Consider the following 23,065-nt stretch of genomic DNA (forward strand, 5'->3'; position numbering starts at 1 on the left):
TCTACTCCGGGGAGATGGAGTGGATGAGGTCTACAACCCGGGTCAGGACCGCAGGATCGGTTTCCGGAGGAACGCCGTGACCGAGGTTCAGGACGTGGCCCGGCGCCGCGGCCCCGGCTTTGATGACGTCGCGCACGTGGGCCTCCAGGATCTCCCAGGGGGCTGACAGCAGGGCGGGGTCGATGTTGCCCTGGAGCGGGACTGACCCGCCGAGCCGGCGGTTGGCTTCATCCAGCGGGAGGCGGTAGTCAACACCCACCACGTCAACGCCCACGTCGCGCATGGCCACGAGGAGTTCGGAGGTGCCGGTGCCGAAGTGGATCAGCGGCGCGCCCAGGTGCCGCACGTGGTCAAGGGCGCGCGCGGATGCCGGTGCGACATATTTTGTATAGTCGGCAAGGCCCAGGGAACCTGCCCAGGAATCGAACAGCTGTCCCGCGGAGGCGCCGGCCTCAAGCTGGGCCTGCAGGAACATGCCGGATGCGTCGGCTGCCCAGTTGGCCAGCGCGTTCCAGGTTTCGGGGTCGGCATGCATCATGGTGCGCGGGCCGAGGTGGTCGCGGGACGGCTTGCCCTCCACCATATAGGCCGCGAGGGTGAACGGCGCGCCGGCGAAGCCGATCAGGGGTGTCTTGCCCAGTTCGGCCACGGTGAGGCGCACGGCTTCGCGGATGGGTTCCAGCGCCTCCCACGTCAGCCGGGGCAAGGCGGCAACGTCCGCCGCCGTGCGGACCGGCTTGTCCAGGACCGGACCGACGCCCGGCACAATGTCCACGCCAACGCCGGCCAGCTTCAGGGGAATCACGATGTCCGAGAAGAAGATGCCCGCATCAACGTCGTGCCGGCGGACAGGCTGGAGCGTGATCTCCGACGCCAGTTCCGGCCGCAGGCAGGAGTCCAGCATGGCGATGCCTTCACGGAGCTTCAGGTACTCGGGAAGGGAGCGCCCGGCCTGCCGCATGAACCAGACGGGGCGCCGGGATGGCTTCCCGCCGCGGTAGGCAGTGATCAGCGGCGAGTCAGCGGTGCGCCCGTCCACGAGCGGATGGTCTGCAGCGAGGGCGCCGGCAGCGTACATGGCAGGGCTGGAAGTCATGCCTTCGATTGTGCCCAAAAACAGCCACAAAAGATAACGACAGGCTGTCACGCAGAACGCCCCTGGCGGCCCAGTGTCAGGAATCACAGCATCAACCGGCGGCTCCCGCGCCCAACAGTTGTTCTACCTGGGAACGAAAAAGCTATGATTGATCCGCTGTGGTTCTTTTTTCATTGGTGGCAACACACGCCGACATCGATCTTGAAACCGTTGCTCAATTGAGCAACGGTGCTTCGGGGATCGCCACATCCGCCCTCTCCGGATCGCCGGCAGTGTCGGGTGCGGTTGTCCTTGCCACCTGCAACCGCTACGAAATCTACGGCGAGGCCCCGCATCCGGACGATGTTGAGGCTGCCCGCGCCGCCCTCGTTGCCCAGATCAGCGAAGCCAGCGGACTGAGCGAACCGCTCGTCTCCCGTTCCTTCAGCACCCGCACGGGCCCGGAAGTCACCCAGCATCTCTTCGCCGTGAGCGCGGGACTGGATTCCGCCGTCGTCGGGGAACGGGAAATCGCGGGCCAGGTACGGCGCGCACTGATCACCGCGCAGCACGAGGGCACCGCCAGCTCCGGACTGGTCCGGCTGTTCCAGGCAGCCTCCAAGACGGCCAAGGACGTGGGCGCCCAGACCGCCCTCGGGTCCCGCGGCCTCTCCATCGTCTCGGTGGCCCTCGACCTTGCCACTGATCTTTCCGAAAGCCCGGACTGGTCCACCAAAAAAGTGGTGGTCTTCGGCACTGGAGCCTACGCCGGCGCCACCATGGCACTGCTGCGCGAACGCGGCTGCACCGACATTTCCGTCTTTTCCTCCTCCGGGCGCGCCGAAGGCTTCGTCGCCACCCGCGGCGGCACCGCCCTGGACGCCGATTCGCTCCGCCCGGCTGTGGCGGCCGCCGATGTGATGATCGGCTGCAGCGGTTCGGACACCCGCGTTGAGGCCGATGAACTGGCCCTCGTGCGGGCGGACTCACCCCAGCCGCTGATCGCCATCGACCTCGCCCTCACCCATGACTTTGATCCCGGCGTGGGCGAACTGGACGGCGTTGAGCTGCTGACCCTGGAGTCCGTGCGGCTGGCTGCACCGCAGGAACAGGCTGAGTCCCTGACCCAGGCAAGCGGAATCGTCAGCGGCGCTGCCAAGGCTTTCGAGCAGGAGCGGGAGGCCCGGTCCGTGGACTCCGCGATCGTAGCGCTGCGGCGGCACACCATGAGCGTCCTGGACGCCGAGATGGAAAAGGTCCGGGCCAGGCACGGCTGCACCGCCGCTGCCGAGGAAGTGGAGTTCGCGCTCCGCCGCATGGTCAAGCAGCTCCTGCACGTCCCCACCGTCCGCGCCCGCGAACTGGCCGCGAACGGCCAGCAGGACGAGTACGTGGCGGCCCTGGAAGCCCTTTACGGCATCACCGTGGAACAGCCCGCGGTCCGCGCCGTCCCCCAGGCAGAGTGCCCCGTGGACCACAGCGGCAACGGCCGCGAAACCGCCTGAGCACCCGACGCTCTCTCGCTTAACGCTCTTTACCGGCCGATGCTCTCTCACTTAACGCGCTTTACCGGGCGACGCTCTCTCACTTAACGCGCTTTACCGGGCGGCGCTCTCTCACTCTCTTCAGGGAAGTGAGAGAGCGTCCTTCAGAAACGCGCATTAGATGAGAGAGGGTCCGATGGGAATCAGTAGACGGGCTTGTGGGGTTCCACGTCGCGCACCCAGGCGAGGATACCGCCGTCGAGGTGGCTCACCCGCTGGTAGCCCGCCTTCTGCGCCGCGGCCAACACATTGGCTGAACGGGTTCCGGCTTTGCAGTGGAACACTATGTCCCGGTCCTGCGGGAGTTCATTCCAGGCTTCCCCGGCGAGGATCCGCCCCTGCGGGATGAGCTTCGCGCCGTCGATGCGGACGATGTCGTACTCACCGGATTCCCGGACATCCACCAGCTCGAAGTCCTTCAGTCCCGCCTTGCGCGACGCGAGCATGGTGGCCAGCTGGGTTGCCGTGACAGTGTGTTCGGTGTCCGACGGCGCTGCCGGCGCAATGCCGCAGAACGCCTCGTAGTCCGTCAGTTCCGTAATGGGCGCCGCTGCCGGGTCCTTTGACACGCGGATCTCGCGCCAGCTTCCGCCCAGGGCATCAAACAGTGCCACGCGGCCCAGCAGGGAACGTCCGACGCCGGTGATCAGCTTGACTGCCTCCGTCACCATCAGCGATCCCACAGCGGCGCAGAGCATGCCGAACACACCGCCCTCACCGCACGAGGGCACAGAGCCTGCCGGCGGCGCCTCAGGGTAGAGGTCGCGGTAGGTGGGGCCGTGCTTCTCCCAGAAGACACTTACCTGGCCGTCGAACCGGAAGATGGAGCCCCAGACGTAGGGCTTTCCCAGGATGGCGGCGGCGTCGTTGACCAGGTAGCGGGTGGCGAAGTTGTCCGCGCCGTCCAGGATGAGGTCATAATCCGCGAACAGCTCCAGGGCGTTGGAGGCATCCAGCCGGACATCGTGCAGCCGGACGTCCACCAGCGGGTTGAGGGCGGCGATGGAATCCCGTGCCGACTCGATTTTGGACCGGCCCACGTCCGCCACCCCGTGAATGACCTGGCGCTGCAGGTTGCTGAGGTCCACGGCGTCGTCGTCGATGATGCCCAGCGTTCCTACCCCGGCGGCCGCCAGGTACAGCAGTGCCGGTGACCCCAGCCCGCCGGCGCCGATCACCAGCACCCTTGCATTCTTGAGCCGCCGCTGCCCCAGCGCACCGATCTCAGGAATGATGAGGTGGCGTGAGTAGCGTTCCACCTCCGCAGGTGTGAGCTCACCCGCCGGCTCAACGAGCGGATCCAGTGAAACTGTTGAAACATTTGCGGTGAATGTCGAAGCCATACTTCAATGTATGCCCCGGGATACCGCCGGGTCATATTACCCCGACGTAGAGTGGGGGTAACAGCAAGGGAAAGAAGGACAACCGTGGTCCATGAAGCACGGGCTGGCCGCCCGGCCGCAGCCGAACCGCAAACCGCCCCGCGCCCCGCCGGGCAACGGTCCGCCCGGCTGCCCAGGGACGAAAGACGGGCACAACTCCTTTCCGCAGCACAGGAAGTTTTTGTCGCCAACGGCTACCACGGCGCGGCGATGGACGAGATCGCCGAGACCGCCCACGTCAGCAAGCCCGTCCTCTACCAGCACTTTCCCTCGAAGCGGGAACTGTACCTGGCCCTGCTGGAAAGCCATCTGGCATCCCTGACAGACCTGATGCTGGGGGCCCTGAACTCCACCACTGACAACGATGAACGCGTCCAGGCCGTCATGCGCGCCTATTTTCAGTTCATCGCCAATGATGACCAGGCCCACCGGCTGGTCTTCGAATCGGACCTCATCAACGATCCCGATGTCAGCTCGCGGCTGGAAACCTTCAACCGGACGTTCGCCGATGCCATTGCCCGCGTCATCGCCGAGGACACCAAACTTCCCCACCTCGAAGCCGAACTGCTGGGCCGCGGACTGGCCGGCATGGCCCAGGTCAGTGCGCGTTACTGGCTCGAAACGGACGGCAACCTGGACATCAATGTGGCGAGCGACCTCATCTACCGTTTAGCTTGGCGCGGAATCTCTCGCTTCCCCAAAGAGTCCTAGACTACAAATAAGACATACCCAATGAAACGTAACTGGCTGGGAGGCCCCCTGTGGAAGTAAAGATCGGCGTTCAAAACGTTGGCCGTGAAATTGTGCTGGAGTCGAACCAGGATGCAGACGCCGTGGCCAAGGTCGTCGAGGAAGCCATCAGCAACGGCGGTGAACTGCGCCTGAAGGATGACAAGGGACGCCTCATCATTGTTCCGGGCAAGGCCTTGGCGTACGTGGAAATCGGTGCTGAAGAGGTCCGCCGCGTTGGGTTCGGCCAGTTCTAGCCCGCCCGCCGCGAGGCGAGTAATCCGAGGAGGGCCATGCTTTCGCTGACTATCGTGGTGCTGGTGACAGCCGCCGCAGGTTTCATCGTCTGGGCCAACGACAAGCGCCACACCAAGTACGGCATGGCCGTGCCGGCCGCGGTTGCCGTTGGTGTGGGGGCGCTGAGCTGGATCATCCTGGTAACCGCCGGTTTTGGCTACAGGCCCGGGCTGACCTGGATGCCGTGGGTCCTGCCCATGGTGCTCGGATCAGCAGCGGCCGTGGCGGCAGTCATCTTTCTGGGCCGCACCCGCGCCAAGCGGGATCTGGAACGGCTCACCGCGGCGCTTAAGCTCTAGCCGGAGGAACCACCTCCAACGCAAACCGTGACCACTGCCTGGGGCAGTGGTCACGGGCGTTTAAGGCAACCGGCAGGATCAGGCGCTGGCCGGATGCTTGGCCGGCTCGGCGACGGCATGGACCGCTGCGGCGGCTTCACTCACTGCCTCCGCCGCCCCGACGTCGCGCGCGGTCACCTCTCCCCCGGCGTCATGGGAGGTATAGCGCAGGTACACCCTGTTGTACCGCCAGTCCAGGTCCGGGTGGTGGTTTTGTTCCTCGGAAAGGCGCCCGACGGCGGCAATCAGTTCGAGTGCGGCAGCCGACGTAGGCGCTTTGTAGACGGTGAGGAGGGCGCCGCCGCGGTAGCGCCAGTCGGGCAGCACCGCCAGGGCGTCCTCAAGCCGTTCGGGGGAAAGAACGTCGTTGCCGGCCATGACTGCTCCTCTTCTGCCGTGCGCGCTGGCATGGATGCCGCCGCGTGCCGGACGGGCTACAGGAACTCGGCCCGGCCTTCCATGGCCGACGACGCCAGTGCATGTTCGCGGCGCGGTATCCTGCCCGCCGCTTTCGCCAGCCTACCGGCGATCACCGCGTGTTTGAAGGCCTCCCCCATCAGCGCAGGATTCTGCGCCCGCGTGACCGCCGTGGCCAGCAGGACGGCATCGCAGCCCAACTCCATCGCCAGGGCCGCGTCCGAGGCAGTGCCGATGCCGGCATCCAGTACCACCGGGACCGATGCCCTGGAGACAATCAGTTCAATATTGTGCGGGTTCAGGATGCCCAGCCCCGTACCGATCGGCGCGCCGAGCGGCATCACGGCGGTGGCCCCGAGGTTCTCGAGCCGGAGGGCAAGGACAGGATCGTCGTTGGTGTACGCGAACACCTTGAAGCCCCTGTTGACGAGCTGTTCGGTGGCATCCACCAGTTCGACGGCGTCCGGGAGCAGGGTCTGTTCGTCCGCGATGACTTCGAGCTTCACCCAGTCGGTTTCCAGCGCCTCGCGGGCCAGCTCCGCCGTCAGCACGGCGTCCCGGGCCGTGAAGCAGCCGGCGGTGTTGGGCAGCACCCGGATGCCGTGGTCCACCAGCAGCTGGAACAGCGAGCCTGTCTCCGCCGTCGAGTAGCGGCGCATGGCCACCGTGGTGAGGCTGGTCCCCGAAGCCAGGAGCGCGGCACCCAGGCCGTCCAGGCTGGGCGCGCCGCCCGTGCCCATGATGAGCCGGGATTCCAACTCCACGCCGTCGATAACCAGCGGGTCCTGCAGGGCCGCGGGGGTAATGGTTCCACTCATGGGTCAGCCTCCCTGAACTGCCGTGACGAGTTCAACCTCGTCGCCGTCCGCGAGCGCAGTGGCGAACCACTGGCTGCGGGGAACTACCTGCGCGTTGTGGGCCACGGCCACGCCGAGCTTCTGCCCGTCGGTTGCCTGGCCGTCCGCACCCAGGGGGCGCCCAGTGACCTGGCTGACGAGCAGGGTGATGGAAGCACCATCCGGCACGGGATGCGGGGTTCCGTTCAAGGTGATGTTCATACTGTTTCCTTTGTGGGCGGTTGGTGGCTCAGGCGGCCGGTTGGGGTGGGCGTTGCAGGTGCGCCGCTGAAGCGGGCCGGGTTGAAGGGCGCCCAGCGGGGGTCCCCGCGGCCGTCCAGGAGGTCCCTGCAGATGGCGGCGGCGGCCGGTGTCAGGTGGACGCCGTGGCGGAAAAATCCGGTGGCAATGATGAGGCCGGAAATGTGCCCGGCGTGCGCAGGGCCGCCGGCCGGATCCGCCCCGCCGCCCGCGGCGGGCACGCGTCCCAGCAGCGGCGCATTGTCAGGGGTTCCGGGACGGGCACGGGCTGTGCATTCCAGCAGTTCGAGTTCGGCGACGGCGGGAAGCAGCACCTGCGCGTCGCGGAGGAGCTGGTAGACACCGCCGGCGGATACCGCGCCGGGTGAAGAGGGCGCGTCCTCCCGCTGGGTGGCCCCGATGACCACTGTGCCGTCCCGGCGGGGAACGATATAGACCGGGACACCGCGCACCAGTCCGCGTACGGTGGATGCCACCAGCGGCTGCAAATGCCTGGGCACCGCCAGGCGCAGGATGTCCCCGTACACGGGCCGCAGCGGAAGATGGAGGCCTTCCGGGAGCGACTCCAGCCCTGCAGCATTCAGTCCGTTGGCCACCACCGTTTCGCCGGCGAGCACAGTCCCACCTCCGGCGAGCCGCACGCCGGTAACTGTCCCGCCCTGCCAAAGCAGCCCCTTGGCTTTGTCCGGCACCGAGTAGCCGTCGACGGCGCCGGCTACTGCTGTCCCGTTATCCCCGCTCCCGGGGTGGGCACCTTGGTTGCCGGTTCCGTTCACGCTGTGGCCGGCGAGCGCGCGCCGGAGGCAGTCCACGAGGAGCCGCGGGTCCACCTGGTGGTCGGCCGGGGTGTCCAGCGCGCAGGCGATCGCCGGGCTGAGCAGTGGCTCACGCTGGCGGGCCTCGCGGACGGTGAGCGGTTCCACGGTGAGGCCGTTGGCCTGCTGGACCGCGCGCAGGTCCATCAGCGCGCGACGGTCGGCGGCGTCGGCACCCAGGGCGAGGGTCGGCGTCGTGATGTATCCCGGGTCAGCGCCTGATGCTGCCCGGATACCGGTCACAAAAGCCGGCCAGCGGCCCGCAGCGTCCAGCATCAGCGGCAGGAGGTCCTCCTCCTGGTAGTGCAGTTCGCTGACCGCGGCAAGCATCCCGGCGGCCGCCCAGCTGGCCCCGGAGCCGGGTGCGTCATCGATAACCACCACGGAACGGCCCGAGCGTTTCGCCTCCCAGGCGATGCCGTGTCCGATCACTCCGCCGCCGATGACCGCGACGTCAGCCCGGACGGTGGGCGCGGCTTGCTGTGCGGTTGCCGCGGAGATTGATGGTGCGCTCATGCGCCTCCTTCCCTACGCCGGTATTAGCCGGATCAGGTCAAGCGGTCGGCTCTGACGCCCTCTCAGCCCGGCGCTTTGTGACAGCTGCCGCGGGCTCCCGCAGTACGAGGCCAGTGTAGAGGAACTAGGCTTGCCCCCATGAATGTGTCCCACACCCCTGCCGCCGGCACCGATGTCCTCAGTACCACAAGGATCAGCAACGGCCTGAGCACCGCGCGCTTGTACCTCTGCACGGACGCCCGCAAAGACCGCGGCGATTTCGGGCAGTTCGTTGACGCGGCGTTCGCCGGTGGCGTGGACATCATCCAACTTCGGGACAAAACCATCGAAGCCGCCGAGGAACTGGAACTCCTGGCCGTGCTGAAGGAAGCGGCGGAGCGCCACGGCCGGCTGTGGGCGGTCAACGACCGGGCGGACATCGCCGTGCTGTCCGGGGCACCGGTGTTCCACATCGGCCAGAAGGACCTGCCGCTGGCTGCTGCGCGCACGCTGCTCAACGGCAATGCGGCCATCGGCCTGTCCAGCCATGCACCGGAGCAGGTGGATGCCGCACTCGCTGCAGCCGCCGGGCCCGCCGGGCTGGACTACTTCTGCGTTGGCCCGGTGTGGGCAACACCCACCAAACCGGGGCGGGCGGCGGTGGGGCTTGAGCTGGTGAACTACGCCGCAGCTGCTGCGGCCGCGCAGGAAGGGCAGTCCGACGGCGGTGTGCCCTGGTTTGCGATCGGCGGCATCGACCACGGCAACGTGGAGCAGGTGGTGGCAGCGGGTGCACGCCGGATCGTGGTGGTGCGTGCCATTACCGAGGCGGACGATCCCGCCGCAGCTGCCGCGTCACTGCTCGCCGCCCTGGACGCCTCCGTTTCCTGAGGCTCCGGGCCCGGCGCCGCATGCTGCGCCGCTCCCGGCCCCGGTGCCTGCATTCCCGCCGGAATTCGGGCTAGGCTGATTTTCGTGTCACACCATCGGCTGGCTCCCAACGTCCACGAGCACAACAACGCGCTTGAGGCGGCGCTCAGTGCGCTGCGGACCGAGCTGGAGCTGCCCGGCACCTACCCCGACGACGCCGTAGCGGACGCGAAGGCAGCCGTGGAATCCTTGGAGCTTCCCGGCTACGACCTGACCGCCGTCGAGTTCATCACCATTGACCCGGCATCCTCCACGGATCTGGACCAGGCCCTGTTCATAGAGCCGGACGGCGACGGATACCACGTGCTCTACGCCATCGCCGACGTGCCTGCGTTCGTTACTCCCGGCGGCCCCCTGGACGCGGAAACACGCCGCCGCGGGCAGACCTTCTACGCTCCGGACGGGCGGATCCCGCTGCACCCGGAAGTCATCAGTGAACAGGCCGGCAGCCTGCTGCCGGACCAGGTCTGCTCGGCGTTCGTCTGGGATTTCCGCCTGGACAGCGCCGCAGAGGTCACGTCCGTCGCTGTGCGGCGGGCGCGGATGCGCAGCCGTGCAAAGCTCAGCTACAAGGGAGCGCAGGCGGAACTCGACGCCGGCACTGCCAGGCCGGTGCTGCGCCTCCTGAAGGAGGTGGGCCTTAAGCGGGTGGAGCTGGAGCGGGCCCGTGGCGGCGCCAGCCTGAACATGCCCGAGCAGGAGATCGTCCAGCTTCCCGACGGCGGCTACCGGATCGCCGCGGCTCCCCAGCTTCCGGTGGAGGACTGGAACGCGCAGATCTCCCTGATGACCGGCATGGCGGCGGCCCGGCTTATGCTCGCGGGAAAGGTGGGCATCCTGCGCACCATGCCTTCCCCGGACGAGCGCTCCCTGAACCATTTCCGGCTGCAGACCGAGGCCCTGGGCAAGCCCTGGGACGACGGCGCCGTCAGCTATGGCGAATACCTGCGGAGCCTGGACCCTACGGATCCACGGCAACTGGCCATCCTGCATTCGGCCGGCACGCTCTTCCGCGGCGCGGCCTATACGGCCTTTGACAGCTCCGTGCCGGAGGACGCCGTCCAGTCAGCCATCGGGGCCGCCTACGCGCACACCACTGCCCCACTGCGCCGCCTGGTGGACCGCTTTGTCCTGGTGATCTGCGAGGCGTTGAGCAACGGCGGCCAGGTGCCGGCCTGGGCACGGGAGGCCCTGCCGTCGCTGCCGGAGATCATGGCCGGGTCCGACCAGCTGGCGTCGCGGATGGAGCGCATGGCCCTGGACACGGTGGAGGCTGCGCTGCTGGTCAACCATGTTGGCCAGGAGTTCGAGGCGATCGTGATCTCCGGATCAAGACCCCAAAAGGACAACGGAAAGAACGGCAACGGAAACGGGAAGAACGGGAACGGCAATGGCAACGGCGGGTCGGGCATCATCCAGATCGCGGACCCTGCCGTGACGGCCCGCTGCGCCGGCGAACTGGAGTCCGGAACCAAGGTCCTGGTGCGCCTGGTCTCCTCCGACATCGCCACCAGGGAAGTCCATTTCGAGCTGGTGCAGTAGCAGGGGCTTGGCTCCGTTGAGGGGCCAAAGCCGGGATTTCGGCTCCCTGCGGCTAGACTGAAGAGGTAGAAATGGATGCCCGGTCGTTGATTTCCTTGATTTGAAACCAACAAGCCCGCCCCTACGCGATCTTGAGATTTACCCGCTGGTCACCAGTGCCAGCATTTAGATAGCCCGCGATCGGCTTCCACTGGAATTGCTTGTGCGCCCGAGCGTGCTCCGGAACAGCCTTATGGCAGGCCCGTTGAGCAGGCAGCGCCCATTGCCCAAATGAATAAGGAAACTCCCCAGTGAGTGAATTGCATACCCACCAGCTTCTGACCGACGACTCCGGCATCGAAACCATCGAGCCCGAAGAAACCATCATCTCGGACGAGAAGCCGCACGAGATCGCGGAGAAGTCCTTTGCGGACTACAACGTGCGCGCCGACATCGTGGAGTCCCTGGCCGACGCCGGGATCACGCACCCCTTCCCCATCCAGGCCATGACCCTTCCGGTGGCCCTGTCCGGCCACGACATCATCGGCCAGGCCAAGACCGGTACCGGCAAGACCCTCGGTTTCGGCATCCCGGCCCTGCAGCGCGTGGTGGGCCAGGACGATCCCGGCTACGAAAAACTTGCGGTCCCCGGCGCCCCGCAGGCCCTGGTCATCGTCCCCACGCGTGAACTCGCGGTGCAGGTGGCCAACGACCTCCAGACGGCGTCGCGCAAGCGGAACGCCCGGATCGCAACCATTTACGGCGGCCGTGCATACGAGCCCCAGGTGGAAGCCCTGAAGAACGGTGTGGAGGTTGTGGTAGGCACCCCCGGCCGCCTGATCGACCTCTACAAGCAGAAGCACCTGAGCCTGAAGAACGTTAAGATCGTCATCCTGGACGAAGCGGACGAAATGCTGGACCTCGGCTTCCTGCCGGACGTCGAGACCCTGATCGCGGCCACCCCCGCCGTGCGCCAGACCCTGCTGTTCTCCGCCACCATGCCCGGCCCGGTCATCGCCATGGCCCGCCGCTACATGACGCAACCCACCCACATCCGCGCCGCGGATCCGGAGGATGAGGGCCTGACCAAACGCGACATCCGCCAGCTGATCTACCGGGCGCACAGCATGGACAAGACCGAAGTGGTGGCCCGCATCCTGCAGGCCAAGGGCCGCGGGCGCACCATCATCTTCACCAAGACCAAGCGCACCGCTGCAAAGGTGGCCGAGGAACTGGTGGACCGCGGTTTCGCAGCCGCCGCCATCCACGGCGACCTCGGCCAGGGCGCCCGCGAGCAGGCGCTCCGGGCTTTCCGCAACAACAAGGTGGACGTCCTGGTGGCAACGGACGTGGCTGCCCGCGGCATCGACGTTGAGGACGTCACCCACGTCATCAACTACCAGTGCGTTGAAGACGAGAAGATCTACCTGCACCGGGTGGGCCGCACCGGACGCGCCGGCAACAAGGGCACTGCCGTCACCTTCGTGGACTGGGACGACATGCCGCGCTGGGGCCTGATCAACAAGGCCCTGGGCCTGAGCGTGCCGGAGCCGGTGGAAACCTACTCGTCCTCGCCGCACCTCTACACGGACCTGGACATCCCCGAAGGCACCAAGGGACGCCTGCCGCGCGACAAGCGCACCCTGGCCGGGGTTGACGCCGAAGTGCTGGAGGACCTGGGCGAAACCGGCAAGAAGAACAGCCGCGGCGCACGTGACACCGGCCGCTCACGCGAGCGTGAGGGCCGTGGCCGCGAAAGCCGGAGCGGCAACCGCGACGCCGGACGCAGCGGTGACGCTGCCCGCTCAGGTGAGCGCCGCCGTCGTACGTCCGACGCAGCTGCCGCCCCGGCAGCCGCTGAGGCTCCTGCAGCCGCCGAGACCGAACAGCCCTCGCGTACCCGCCGCCCGCGGACACGCACCCGCCGCCGCAACGGCGAGGTAGTGGCCGGCAGCGACACAGGGACACAGCCCGGCAGCGCCGAGGCCTAACCCCCTTCATGACTGACACTGTCTGGGCGCCGGACGGCAGCAGCCTGGTGGTTCACGCGGACAACGCGGAGTTCCTCCCCTCGCTGCCGGACGGCGCCTTCACACTGATTTACGTGGATCCGCCGTTCAACACCGGCCGGCCCCAGCAACGGCAGCAGACCACCATGGTGGCCAATGCTGAGGGCACCGGCGACCGGGTGGGGTTCAAGGGGCGGTCCTACGACACCATCAAGGGCGCACTGCACCGCTACGACGATGCTTTCAGCGACTACTGGTCCTTCCTTGAACCGCGGCTCGTGGAAGCCTGGCGCCTGCTGGCCGAGGACGGCACACTGTACCTGCACCTCGACTACCGCGAAGTGCACTACGCCAAGGTGATGCTGGATGCGATCTTCGGCCGCGAGTGCTTCCTGAACGAGATCATCTGGGCCTACGACTACGGGGCCCGGGCCAAGAACCGCTGGCCCACCAAGCACGATAACATCCTGGTGTATGTGAAAAACCCGGCGAAGTACCACTTCGACAGCGCCGAGGTGGACCGGGAACCCTACATGGCACCCGGCCTGGTCACCCCCGCCAAACGCGAACTCGGCAAGCTGCCCACCGACGTCTGGTGGCACACCATCGTCTCCCCTACGGGCAAGGAAAAAACCGGCTACCCCACGCAGAAACCCGAAGGCCTGGTGCGCCGCGTGGTGGCAGCTTCAAGCCGGCCCGGCGACTGGTGCCTGGACTTCTTTGCCGGTTCCGGGACCCTGGGGGCTGTCTCCGCCAAGCTTGGCCGGAAGTTTGTGTGCGTGGACCAGAACCAGCCCGCCATCGACATCATGGCCAAGCGCCTGGGTGCGCACGCCGAGTTCACGTCCTTCCCAGCCACGTAGGTAGTTGGGCTGAACGGCTCAGGCGCGGACGACGGCCGTCCCGGTCCCCAGCTCCTCGATGCGGGCCAGGACCTCCGGGGTGGTGAGGTTCTCGCCGAGCAGGTTGGGTTTCCCGGTTCCGTGGTAGTCCGAGGACCCGGTGATCAGGAGGTCGTGCTTCGCGGCGAGCCTGCGCAGGAACCCGCGGCCCTCTTCCGGATTGTCGCGGTGGTTGATTTCCAGGCCGGCCAGTCCCGCGTCGATCATTTCCTGGTACACGCGCTCCCCCACGATCCGTCCGCGCGCCGAGGCCACCGGGTGGGCGAATACGGGGACGCCGCCTGCCGCACGGACAAGTTCGACGGCGATGGCCGGGTCCGGCGCGTAATGCTGGATGAAGTAGCGGGACCGGGAGGTGAGGATGGACGCAAACGCCTCGGAACGGTCCTCCACCACGCCGGCGGCCACCAGGGCGTCGGCGATGTGCGGGCGGCCCAGGGTGGCGCCGGGAGCCACATGGTGGATGACGTCGTCCCAAGTGAGCGGGTAGTCCTCGGCCAGCAGGGTGACCATCCGCTCCGCCCGGGTGAGGCGGGCGTCCTTGGCCTTGGTGATTTCCTCGAGCAATCCGGGGTGTTCAGGATCGTGCAGGTAGCTCAGGAGGTGCACACTGATCCCCTGTTCCGTCCGGCACGAAACCTCCATGCCCGGCACCAGGGCAACGCCGTACTCCCTGGCAGCAACGGACGCCTCCGCCCAGCCCGCCGTGGAGTCATGGTCGGTCAGCGCCACCACATCAAGCCCGGCACGCGCCGCCGAGGCCATCACGTCGGCCGGTTTTTCCGTGCCGTCGGAAACGTTCGAGTGCGCATGCAGGTCAATCCTCACCTGTCCAGCCTAGTTGACCCCGGGCTTCCTTCATGCGGGTATTCGCCCAAGCCTTCATGCTGGTGAGACGATGGTGCCGTGAACGATGCCGATAACACCCCCGATTCTGCTTCCCAGCCCCTGGACGAGCGCGTCAACAACCGCTCCCAGCGGCCCAGTTCCGACGCGTTCAAGGCCTTCATGGCCAGTAACTGGGCGCCGTCCAACCAGGAACTCCCGGCGCGCGACGCCGTGGCCAGCTACGCCGCGACCCGGCGCAAAGCCATCTCCGGCCAGTTCAAAGGCGAACGCCTGGTCATCCCCGCCGGCCCCCTGAAGGTCCGGTCCAACGACTGCGACTACCGCTTCCGCCCCCACTCGGGCTTCGCCCACCTCACCGGGCTGGGCCTGGACCATGAGCCGGACGCCGTCCTGATCCTGGAGCCGGTGGAAGAAGGAAAAGGCGACGACGGCGGGAACCACCGCGCCACGCTGTACTTCCGGCCCCTGGCCGGGCGCGATACCGAACAGTTCTACGCCGATTCAAGGTCCGGCGAGTTCTGGATCGGGGCACGCCCCACGCTGGCCGGGTTCGAGGCCCGGCTGGGCCTGGCCACCGCCCACATCGACCAGCTCGAAACCGCCATCACCAAGAACGTGGGGGCCCCCGAGATCGGCGGCATCTCCATCCGCCTGGTGCGCAAGGTGGACGAGAACATCGACGCCCTGGTGGACACGGCCCGCTACAACACCGCCAAGGATCCGGACAACCTGGACCTCGGTGTCCTCGATGCACTGGACGAAAAGCTCAGCGAAGCCCTCTCCGAACTGCGGCTGCTCAAGGATGAGTGGGAGGTGGAGCAGATGCAGCTCGCCGTCGCCGCCACCGTGGAAGGGTTCGAAGAAGTGGTGAAGGCGCTCCCCCGCGCCCTGACGCATGCCCGCGGCGAACGCGTGGTGGAGGGTGCCTTCTTCGCCCGCGCCCGCGAAGTGGGGAACGAACTGGGCTACGACACCATCGCGGCCGCAGGCAACAACGCCACGATCCTGCACTGGACCCGCAACACCGGCAGGATCAACGCCGGCGAGCTGCTGCTGGTGGACGCCGGGGTGGAGGCCGACTCCCTGTACACCGCCGACATCACACGGACCCTGCCCGCCACCGGTGTATTCAGCGACGTCCAGCGCAAAGTGTATGAGGCCGTCCTGGACGCGGCAGATGCCGGGTTCGCCGCGGCGCAGCCCGGCACCAAATTCCGCGACATCCACACCGCCGCCACCACAGTGCTGGCCGAACGGCTCGCCGAGTGGGGCCTCCTGCCGGTCAGCGTGGAGGAGGCCATCAGCCCGGAGGGCCAGCAGCACCGCCGGTGGATGCCGCACGGCACCAGCCACCACCTGGGCCTGGATGTCCACGACTGCGCGCAGGCCAAGCGGGAGCTCTACCTGGACGGCATCCTCACCGAGGGCATGGTGTTCACCATTGAACCCGGCCTGTACTTCAAGGAAGAGGACCTCGCGATCCCGGCCGAGTACCGCGGCATCGGCGTGCGGATCGAGGACGACATCCTGATGACCGCCGAGGGGCCCGTCAACCTCAGCGCCGCCCTGCCCCGCAAGGCGGAGGACGTGGAGAACTGGATGGCCGGCATCTACCGTGAAGCCGAGGGGACCCGCTAAGGAACCGCGCAACGCAAAAGCGGGGCCACCGGAGATCATCCGGTGGCCCCGCTTTTTGCGTTGGCGGAACTGCTACTGCCGCGGCTCGCCTGAGGGGCGCTGCTCATCGGCGGGGCGATCGTCGGCCGGGCGCTGGCCTTCGGAAGCCTGGACGGGAGCGTGGTGCGGGGCCGCCTGGGCACTCGCGTCCGGACCATTCTCCGGGAGCCGGACCCCGTACTGGGGCCGGCCGTCGGGCAGGTCCGGGTACCGCACTGCCCGGGACGGGGCCGGGGAAGCCGGCTGCGCGCCGGCGTCGGGCTGCTGCTCGGCGGGCGCCCCATACGCCGGGTTATCCTGCACGGGCGAACCGGGAGCCTGCCCGTAGGGGTCGGTCCAGCCGGACGGGCGGGCCGGGCCCTGGCCGGGCTGCTGGTAGGGCTGGTTATGGAAGTCCCGCTGCGTGTAGGGACCGCCACCCGCGGCAGCATCGGAGCGGGTCATGGGCAGCTGCTGCAGGAGCCTGCGGGCCTCGTGCGCGGCCTCGGGGGCGACGATGACGTCGTAGTTGGTGGCCACCACCTGGCTGGTGGAAGTGAAGTCGCGCTTTCCGCGCTGCATGGCGTAGGTGACGATGCCAAAGAGCATAAAGAATGCGGCACCCATCAGCACGGACGTCAGGATGGAGAAATACCCCGGCGACGGTGCAAAGAAGGAAAGCATCACGCCGACGAACAGGCCGAACCACATGCCGCTCAGCGCACCGGACAGGGCAACGCGGGGATAGCTCAGACGCCCGGTAACCCGCTCCACCATCTTCAGTTCGTTGCCCACGATGGATACCATCTGCACGGGGAACTGCTGGTCCGCGAGGTAGTCCACCGCCTTCTGGGCGTCAAGGTAGGAAGTGTAGGAGCCGACGGTGTCGCCGGTGGGAACGGCCCTGGCTTCGTCCATGCCGTTGGGGCCACCTGCCTTGGGAGCACCAAATATGTTTGCCATAGTCCCATTCTTGCCCATCAGTATGGGTGCTGCCTGTAAATTCAGCTAAAAGAGAGCAGACTCGGTAGCCTGTAGGAGTGAGCACAACACCTACCCGCGTCTTCGTGGCGCGCCTGCTGGGCCTCGACGTCTTCGACCCGCTGGGCGACCGGCTGGGCCGGCTGCGCGATGTTGTTGTGCTGTCCCGGGGAACCCAGGGAGCCCCGCACGTGGTAGGCATCGTGGTGGAAGTTCCCGGGAAAAAGCGCGTCTTTGTGCCCATGACGAGGATTACCTCCATCGACCAGACGCAGATCATCTGTACCGGCCTGGTCAACCTGCGCCGCTTCGAACAGCGCGGCGCCGAGACGCTGGTGGTCGCCGAGATGTTCGACCGCCGCGTTACCCTGCGGGACGGCAGCGGCGACGCCACCATCGAGGACATCGCCATGGACCAGAGCCGCTCCCGCGACTGGTTCGTCAGCAAGCTTTTTGTCCGGCGCGGCCATTCCCTGTCCCCGCTGAGCCGGCTGCGCCGCAACGAGACCTTGATCATCGACTGGGCCGACGCCCTGCAGGGTGCACGCACCGAGCCCCAGGCCGCCACCCAGTTCGTGGCAAACCACGAGGACCTCAAGCCCGCTGACTTCGCCGAAGCACTGCAGGAAATGAGCGACAAACGCCGATTCGAGGTGGCCAGCGAGCTCCAGGACGAACGGTTGGCCGATGTCCTGCAGGAACTTCCGGAGGATGACCAGGTGGAGATCCTCTCCGCCCTTGATGTCCAGCGCGCCGCCGACGTTCTGGAGGAGATGGACCCCGACGACGCTGCGGACCTCCTCGGCGAGCTCCCCTCCGCGCAGGCCGAAGAGCTGCTCCAGCTGATGGAGCCGGAGGGCGCGGAGGACGTCCGGCGCCTGCTGGAATACGACGAAGACACCGCCGGCGGCCTGATGACCCCGGTGCCTGTGATCCTGCCACCCGAGGCAACCGTTGCCGAAGCCCTGGCGCACGTCCGGCGCGAGGAACTCTCCCCCGCATTGGCCTCCTCCATTTTCATCGCCCGGCCGCCGCTGGAGACGCCCACCGGCAGGTTCCTGGGCGTGGTCCACATCCAGCAGCTCCTCCGGTTTCCGCCCTTCGAGTCGCTCGGCAACCTGGTGGACAAGAACCTGGAGCCGTTGTCCGACCAGGCCCACATCAGCGAAGTGGCCCGGACCCTGGCTACCTACAACCTGAACTCGCTTCCGGTAGTTAATGACGCCGGCCGGCTTGTGGGGGCGGTGACTGTCGATGACGTTTTAGATCATCTGTTGCCCGATGACTGGCGCGCACACGACGGCGAAGCCCCGATAAGAAGGCTCGGTGGCCGCATTGGCTGACAACAGCATTCCGAAGAACCCCGGCCAGCGCCCCGCCTCCAAGCCGGGGCCCGCGGGGAGCCTGGATACCCCGCTGAGCGGCCGCCAACGGATCCTGCCCAAGTTCTCCCCGGACCCGGACGCCTTCGGCCACGCCACTGAGGGCTTTGCCCGGTTCATGGGTACGCCGCAGTTCCTGGTGTACATGACGGTGTTCGTTGTCATCTGGCTGGCCTGGAATACGTGGGCGCCGCTGGACTGGCAGTTCGATTCCCGCGACCTTGGGTTTACGCTGCTGACCCTCATGCTGTCCCTCCAGGCGTCCTATGCCGCGCCGCTGCTGCTGCTGGCGCAGAACCGCCAGGACGACCGTGACCGGGTTTCGCTGCAGCAGGACCGCCAGCGCGCCGAACGTAACCTGTCCGATACCGAGTACCTGACCCGGGAGCTGGCCTCGCTGCGCATCGCACTGCGGGAGGTGGCGACACGCGACTACGTGCGCGCCGAGCTGCGTTCGCTGCTCGAGGACATGCTCGAAGCCCAGGAGGAACTCCGGACCCACGAGCCGGCCGGGCAGGGGCAGCACGAGTCCCCACGCGACAAAGTGCGGGAAAAACTCAAGGAGCAGCGTGACCGGCAGCGGAACCCGCGCACGCAGCAGATTCCCCGGGTCAAACCGGGCCATTCAACCCAGGAACGTTAAGTGAGCGCACCCATTGCCGGCCCCCTGTCCGAGGCGGCCAATGCCGCTTTGGCCACTGTCATCGATCCCGAACTCCGCCGCCCCATCACCGAACTGGGCATGGTGGAGTCGGTGCGAACTTCCGACGATGGCAGGGTCACCGTTGCGGTCCTGCTCACCATCGCCGGCTGCCCGCTGCGGGACACCATCACGGCCGACGCCACCAAGGCGCTGCTGGCAGTGCCCGGAGTGACCGCCGTCGACGTTGAACTGAAGGTGATGACCCAGGAACAGCGCGACGCCCTCAAGGAGCTGCTCCGCGGCGCCGGAGGCCAGCGGGGCATCCCCTTCAACCAGCCCGACTCCCTCACCAGGGTTTACGCCGTGGCCAGCGGCAAGGGCGGCGTGGGCAAGTCCTCCGTGACCGTCAATCTGGCCTGCGCCCTGGCCGCGCAGGGGCTGCGCGTGGGAATCGTGGATGCGGACGTTTACGGCTTCTCCGTGCCCGCCCTGATGGGGATCACGCAGGCGCCCACCCGGGTGGACGACATGATCCTTCCGCCGGTGGCCTACGGCGTGAAGGTGATCTCCATCGGGATGTTCGTCAGCGGGAACCAGCCGGTGGCCTGGCGCGGGCCCATGCTCCACCGGGCGCTGGAACAGTTCCTGACTGATGTGTACTTCGGCGATCTGGATGCCCTCTTCCTGGACCTGCCGCCCGGCACCGGTGACATCGCCATTTCCGTGGCCCAGTTGCTGCCGAAGGCCGAGATCCTGGTGGTCACCACGCCCCAGGCCGCGGCGGCGGACGTCGCCGAACGGGCCGGCGCCATCGCCACGCAGACCGGGCAGAAGGTGGCCGGCGTCATCGAGAACATGTCCTACCTGGAAATGCCCGACGGCGGCAGGATGGATTTGTTTGGCAGCGGCGGTGGGGCGGTGCTTGCTGAGAGGCTGACCGTGACGGTGGGCGAGGAGGTTCCGCTGCTCGGACAGATTCCGCTGGACATCAAGCTGCGCGAGGGCGGCGATGCGGGGACGCCGATCGTCCTGGGCCAGGCGGGAACACCTGCTGCTGACGCATTATCGGGGATTGCCGGCCGGCTGGCGGCGAAGCCGCGCGGCCTGGCAGGAATGAAGCTGGGCCTCCAGCCGCGCTGAGCCGCCGCGCCTGGCGGGGTTGGCGGGTGCGCCTACGTGGCTTCTGTATCGAACGGTGCGGCTTCGCCGGCCGGAAGGGACTGGATAACACGCTCCGGCCGTACGGGTGCTGCGTCGGTCCCGGCGGCTGCGGCGCCGGCGACAGCCGCAACGGCGGCAGGCGCGCCCGCGCTGACAGGCTTGGGATCGTCGTCGAGAAGGGCTTCCTTGATGATGCGCCGGGGATCGTACTGGCGGGGGTCGTACTTCTTCCAGTCGACATCGTCGATGTCGATCCCCACTTCTTCCTTGATCTGCTCGCGCGCGCCGGAGGCCATCCGGCGGACTTCCTTCACCAGGTTGGCCAGTTTCTGGGTGTATTCGGGCAGCCGCTGGGGTCCGATCACGAGGACGCCAATGATCAGCAGAAGAAAGAACTCCGGGCCGTTGATTCCAAACACTTTAGGAAGATTACCCTCTCCGGGCTGCCAGTGACGATTCCCGTCCATGGGCGGCGGAAACTGTCTGCACTACTGGATAAAAAGGGCCACGATCTTGTTCAGTCCGCGCTGCAGCCGGGTTGTCACCGGTTCCCCGCCCTGCGGGGTGGTCCCGTCCGCGGCGTCGGCGGAAACACCTTCCGCTGCGTAGTCGCTGAGCTGCTGCAGGATGGGGACGGCGTCGTCGGCCTGGTCCGCGGGCAGGTTGGACTCGTAAGTGAAAGTCCGGCCAGCCGCACGGTACGTTGCAGCCCAGGGTGCGGAGCCGAGGACCTGCAGCCGCTCCCCGACAGAGGCGATGGCCTGGTCTTGTGCCCCAGCCGACGTATGGCGTTCCGTGAGGGTGGCGTAGTGCGTTCCGTCGGAGAGCTTCAGCTCGACGGCGGGCCCGCCGTCGAGCACCAAAGCCCGTGCCGACTCAAGGCGGAAACCCATTTCCTCCAGTTCCGGGCACAGCCAGCCTTCGGAGCGCAGCGCGGACAGCCGTTCGGCGCTGAGTGCCCTGCCGTCGGCCGGAGTCTGCGAGGAAACGTGGGCAAGGGTGGCCGCAGCTGCGGTACCGCCGGCCCGGGCGGGGTCGCCGGCAACGGCAAAGGCCCCGGCGGCGAGGACACCGGCTGCCGCCACGGTGCCGCCGGCCGACATCGCCAGAATTCGGACTGCCGTGCGGGGCGCCTGCCGGTGGGGACCGGGACGCGCCGGCCGCGCCGCGAGCTCCTGCGTCCTGGCCAGGAGCCGGGCGGTCAGGTCATCGCTGGCGGGCGGAATGGGGGCGTCCCGCAGGCGCTCCAGGTACTGGCGCTCCCGGCGCACGGCAGCTGCGCATTCATGGCACGACTGGATGTGGCTGGCGGTGCGCTGGTGCCTGCGTCCGAGCGGAATCCGGGGCCTCATGCGCCGTTCAGAGGATGCCGGCAATGCGCGGCAGGGACAGCTTGGGCCGGGACTGCTGCGGACGCGGGTCGCGGTGGGCCAGCTTCTCGCGGAGCATGGTGCGGCCGCGGTGGATGCGTGAACGCACCGTGCCGAGCTTGACGTCCAGGGCTGCTGCCACCTCGTCGTAGGACAAGCCTTCGAGATCGCACAGGACCACTGCGGCGCGGAAGTCCGGCGGCAGTTCCTCCAGGGCGGCCTGGACGTCGAGGTCGAGGTTGTTCAGCTCGAAGCTCTGTTCCGGTCCGGGCTCGCGTCCGGGGATCCTCGACTCGGCATCCTCGGCAAGGGCATCGAAACGGATACGTGTTTTCCGGCGGGCCTGGTCCAGGAAGAGGTTGGTGGTGATGCGGTGCAGCCACCCGTCCAGCGTTCCGGGCTTGAAGTTTTCCAGCGAACGGAAGACGCGGACGAAGACCTCCTGGGTGAGGTCTTCGGCGTCGAACTTGTTTCCGGTCAGGCGGTAGGCGAGCCGGTACACCTTCGCGGAGTGGTTGGTCACCACTTCTTCCCAAGTGGGGCGGACCCACTCGGTCTCGGGATTATGTGCTGCAGGGACAGGTGCCACAACTGGTGATGACATCGTCCACTCCCCTCGTGGAATGCTAACGCCCGGATACTGTTGACATCTCTGATTCGGCGCCGACCATCCGATGGATGAGCGGATAATAATCATTTCAAACTTGGCTGGGAATTTCCTGACTGCGGGAAAACTTCAGCCGTAGGCGCAACAGCCCGCCTTCCCTGTTGCCGGCACCTGACACAGTAGGCTGTAGAAGACACTCCCCCTTCCGCCCAGAAAGCGAAAATCCATGAGCGCCGACAAGTCCATCAGCTGGTCCTATGCAGAAGATCTGCCCGCTGAGGATGAGGTCATGCTTCGGGCCCGGGAGCGCTCTTTCGAACTCGGAGTAACCCCTATCGGGCCCGGGGTGGGAGCCGTCCTCACGGTTCTGGCCGCTGCCTCCAAAGCCCAGACCGCCGTCGAAATCGGTACCGGCGCCGGGGTCTCCGGGGTCTGCCTGCTGCGGGGCCTGGGCCCGCACGCTGTCCTCACCACCATCGACGTGGACGTTGAACACCTTAAGGCTGCCCGCGAGGCATTTTCCGAGGCGGGCAGCCCGGCCAACCGGACGCGTACCATCTCCGGCCGCGCGGGCGATGTCCTGCCGCGGCTCACGGACGGCGCCTACGACCTCGTGTTCATCGACGCAGACAAGCCCGGACTTCCCGGCTACGTGGAGCAGGCCATCCGGCTCCTGAAGCGGGCCGGGCTGCTCATCATCAATGACGCACTGGACAAGGACAAGGTGGCAAACCCTGCCGGCCGCGACGCCACCACGGTAGTCCTGCGCCAGATAGGCAAGAGCATCCGCGACGACGACCGGCTGGCCTCCGCCATGCTTCCCACCGGCGACGGCCTGCTGGTAGCGGTCAAAAAATAAGACAGG

General features: G+C 67.2%; 24 protein-coding genes and 1 riboswitch. Of the genes, 13 read left to right on the forward strand and 11 right to left on the reverse strand.

The genetic code is table 11. The features are described from left to right. Nucleotide 1: 1 nt before the first annotated feature. Nucleotides 2–1,096: a uroporphyrinogen decarboxylase gene (hemE, locus tag BACI348_RS14005; protein WP_159826724.1), complete on the reverse strand. Its 1,095-nt coding sequence runs from the start codon at nt 1,094–1,096 to the stop codon at nt 2–4. Between the two features lie 158 nt (nt 1,097–1,254). On the opposite strand from hemE, the gene BACI348_RS14010 reads away from it, so the two are divergent. Then, nucleotides 1,255–2,580 (forward strand): glutamyl-tRNA reductase, encoded by a 1,326-nt coding sequence (locus BACI348_RS14010; RefSeq protein WP_159826726.1) that lies wholly within the window; start codon nt 1,255–1,257, stop codon nt 2,578–2,580. Nucleotides 2,581–2,762: 182 nt separating this feature from the next. Here the strand turns inward: BACI348_RS14010 and moeB are convergent, their stop codons facing one another. Continuing rightward, nucleotides 2,763–3,962, reverse strand: a complete 1,200-nt coding sequence (gene moeB, locus BACI348_RS14015) for a molybdopterin-synthase adenylyltransferase MoeB (RefSeq protein WP_159826728.1) — start codon at nt 3,960–3,962, stop codon at nt 2,763–2,765. A gap of 84 nt (nt 3,963–4,046) precedes the next feature. Here moeB and BACI348_RS14020 point away from each other — a divergent pair, with 84 nt between their 5' ends. The 3 genes from BACI348_RS14020 to BACI348_RS14030 are packed head-to-tail and all read left to right on the forward strand — an operon-like array spanning nt 4,047 to nt 5,326. Further along, entirely contained in the window at nt 4,047–4,712 is a 666-nt protein-coding gene (locus BACI348_RS14020) for a TetR/AcrR family transcriptional regulator (protein WP_159826730.1), read from the forward strand. A gap of 50 nt (nt 4,713–4,762) precedes the next feature. Beyond that, entirely contained in the window at nt 4,763–4,987 is a 225-nt protein-coding gene (locus tag BACI348_RS14025) for a DUF3107 domain-containing protein (RefSeq protein ID WP_159826732.1), read from the forward strand. Between the two features lie 36 nt (nt 4,988–5,023). Beyond that, nucleotides 5,024–5,326, forward strand: coding sequence for a hypothetical protein (locus BACI348_RS14030; protein WP_159826734.1), 303 nt, complete (start codon nt 5,024–5,026; stop codon nt 5,324–5,326). 78 nt (nt 5,327–5,404) lie between these two features. Here the strand turns inward: BACI348_RS14030 and BACI348_RS14035 are convergent, their stop codons facing one another. The 4 genes from BACI348_RS14035 to BACI348_RS14050 form a co-directional block, all read right to left on the reverse strand. Next, nucleotides 5,405–5,743 (reverse strand): 4a-hydroxytetrahydrobiopterin dehydratase, encoded by a 339-nt coding sequence (locus BACI348_RS14035; RefSeq protein WP_159826736.1) that lies wholly within the window; start codon nt 5,741–5,743, stop codon nt 5,405–5,407. Nucleotides 5,744–5,799: 56 nt separating this feature from the next. Continuing rightward, nucleotides 5,800–6,600, reverse strand: coding sequence for a thiazole synthase (locus tag BACI348_RS14040; protein WP_159826738.1), 801 nt, complete (start codon nt 6,598–6,600; stop codon nt 5,800–5,802). Nucleotides 6,601–6,603: 3 nt separating this feature from the next. Further along, nucleotides 6,604–6,840: a sulfur carrier protein ThiS gene (gene thiS / locus BACI348_RS14045; protein WP_050054466.1), complete on the reverse strand. Its 237-nt coding sequence runs from the start codon at nt 6,838–6,840 to the stop codon at nt 6,604–6,606. Beyond that, complete coding sequence (locus tag BACI348_RS14050) at nt 6,837–8,210, reverse strand: FAD-dependent oxidoreductase (protein ID WP_159826740.1); 1,374 nt, start codon at nt 8,208–8,210, stop codon at nt 6,837–6,839. The genes thiS and BACI348_RS14050 overlap by 4 nt, the downstream gene beginning before the upstream one ends. Beyond that, a riboswitch (TPP riboswitch) is annotated at nt 8,203–8,321 on the reverse strand. It overlaps the preceding gene by 8 nt. 27 nt (nt 8,322–8,348) lie before the next feature. On the opposite strand from BACI348_RS14050, the gene thiE reads away from it, so the two are divergent. From thiE to BACI348_RS14070, 4 genes are all read left to right on the forward strand, one after another. Then, nucleotides 8,349–9,080, forward strand: coding sequence for a thiamine phosphate synthase (gene thiE / locus BACI348_RS14055; protein WP_159826742.1), 732 nt, complete (start codon nt 8,349–8,351; stop codon nt 9,078–9,080). 84 nt (nt 9,081–9,164) lie between these two features. After that, complete coding sequence (locus tag BACI348_RS14060; protein ID WP_159826744.1) at nt 9,165–10,661, forward strand: RNB domain-containing ribonuclease; 1,497 nt, start codon at nt 9,165–9,167, stop codon at nt 10,659–10,661. Between the two features lie 290 nt (nt 10,662–10,951). Further along, a complete protein-coding gene (locus BACI348_RS14065; RefSeq protein ID WP_159826746.1) occupies nt 10,952–12,631 on the forward strand; it encodes a DEAD/DEAH box helicase in 1,680 nt (559 codons plus the stop codon). Between the two features lie 8 nt (nt 12,632–12,639). Next, entirely contained in the window at nt 12,640–13,512 is an 873-nt protein-coding gene (locus BACI348_RS14070) for a DNA-methyltransferase (RefSeq protein ID WP_159826748.1), read from the forward strand. Between the two features lie 18 nt (nt 13,513–13,530). Here BACI348_RS14070 and BACI348_RS14075 read toward each other — a convergent pair whose 3' ends face one another. Beyond that, nucleotides 13,531–14,379 carry a PHP domain-containing protein gene (locus BACI348_RS14075; RefSeq protein ID WP_159826750.1) on the reverse strand — a complete coding sequence of 283 codons (849 nt, stop codon included), beginning with the start codon at nt 14,377–14,379 and terminating at the stop codon, nt 13,531–13,533. Nucleotides 14,380–14,457: 78 nt separating this feature from the next. On the opposite strand from BACI348_RS14075, the gene BACI348_RS14080 reads away from it, so the two are divergent. After that, complete coding sequence (locus BACI348_RS14080) at nt 14,458–16,038, forward strand: aminopeptidase P family protein (protein WP_159826752.1); 1,581 nt, start codon at nt 14,458–14,460, stop codon at nt 16,036–16,038. Nucleotides 16,039–16,110: 72 nt separating this feature from the next. Here BACI348_RS14080 and BACI348_RS14085 read toward each other — a convergent pair whose 3' ends face one another. Then, complete coding sequence (locus BACI348_RS14085; RefSeq protein WP_159826754.1) at nt 16,111–17,019, reverse strand: YflT domain-containing protein; 909 nt, start codon at nt 17,017–17,019, stop codon at nt 16,111–16,113. A gap of 77 nt (nt 17,020–17,096) precedes the next feature. On the opposite strand from BACI348_RS14085, the gene BACI348_RS14090 reads away from it, so the two are divergent. Genes BACI348_RS14090 through BACI348_RS14100 form a run of 3 tightly spaced genes read left to right on the forward strand, consistent with a single transcriptional unit; the run spans nt 17,097 to nt 20,202 of the window. Next, nucleotides 17,097–18,380, forward strand: coding sequence for a magnesium transporter MgtE N-terminal domain-containing protein (locus BACI348_RS14090; RefSeq protein ID WP_159826765.1), 1,284 nt, complete (start codon nt 17,097–17,099; stop codon nt 18,378–18,380). Beyond that, nucleotides 18,364–19,062 carry a DUF1003 domain-containing protein gene (locus BACI348_RS14095; protein WP_159826767.1) on the forward strand — a complete coding sequence of 233 codons (699 nt, stop codon included), beginning with the start codon at nt 18,364–18,366 and terminating at the stop codon, nt 19,060–19,062. Before BACI348_RS14090 ends, BACI348_RS14095 begins: the two co-directional genes overlap by 17 nt. Beyond that, the gene (locus tag BACI348_RS14100) at nt 19,063–20,202 is read left to right on the forward strand and encodes an Mrp/NBP35 family ATP-binding protein (protein ID WP_442858501.1); all 1,140 of its coding nucleotides are present in this window, start codon (nt 19,063–19,065) and stop codon (nt 20,200–20,202) included. It begins immediately after the preceding gene. Between the two features lie 32 nt (nt 20,203–20,234). On the opposite strand, the gene BACI348_RS14105 is transcribed toward BACI348_RS14100, so the two are convergent. The 3 genes from BACI348_RS14105 to sigE all read right to left on the reverse strand — a co-directional run bounded on the left by BACI348_RS14105 (nt 20,235) and on the right by sigE (nt 22,197). Continuing rightward, nucleotides 20,235–20,642: a twin-arginine translocase TatA/TatE family subunit gene (locus tag BACI348_RS14105; protein ID WP_159826769.1), complete on the reverse strand. Its 408-nt coding sequence runs from the start codon at nt 20,640–20,642 to the stop codon at nt 20,235–20,237. A 69-nt stretch (nt 20,643–20,711) separates the two neighbouring features. Continuing rightward, nucleotides 20,712–21,575 carry an anti-sigma factor gene (locus tag BACI348_RS14110; RefSeq protein WP_236557568.1) on the reverse strand — a complete coding sequence of 288 codons (864 nt, stop codon included), beginning with the start codon at nt 21,573–21,575 and terminating at the stop codon, nt 20,712–20,714. A 7-nt stretch (nt 21,576–21,582) separates the two neighbouring features. Then, complete coding sequence (gene sigE, locus BACI348_RS14115) at nt 21,583–22,197, reverse strand: RNA polymerase sigma factor SigE (protein WP_159826771.1); 615 nt, start codon at nt 22,195–22,197, stop codon at nt 21,583–21,585. Nucleotides 22,198–22,426: 229 nt separating this feature from the next. Here sigE and BACI348_RS14120 point away from each other — a divergent pair, with 229 nt between their 5' ends. Then, the gene (locus BACI348_RS14120) at nt 22,427–23,059 is read left to right on the forward strand and encodes an O-methyltransferase (protein WP_159826773.1); all 633 of its coding nucleotides are present in this window, start codon (nt 22,427–22,429) and stop codon (nt 23,057–23,059) included. Nucleotides 23,060–23,065 lie beyond the last annotated feature (6 nt).

This window comes from Arthrobacter sp. 9AX (genome assembly GCF_902506095.1).
GTDB lineage: Bacteria > Actinomycetota > Actinomycetes > Actinomycetales > Micrococcaceae > Arthrobacter.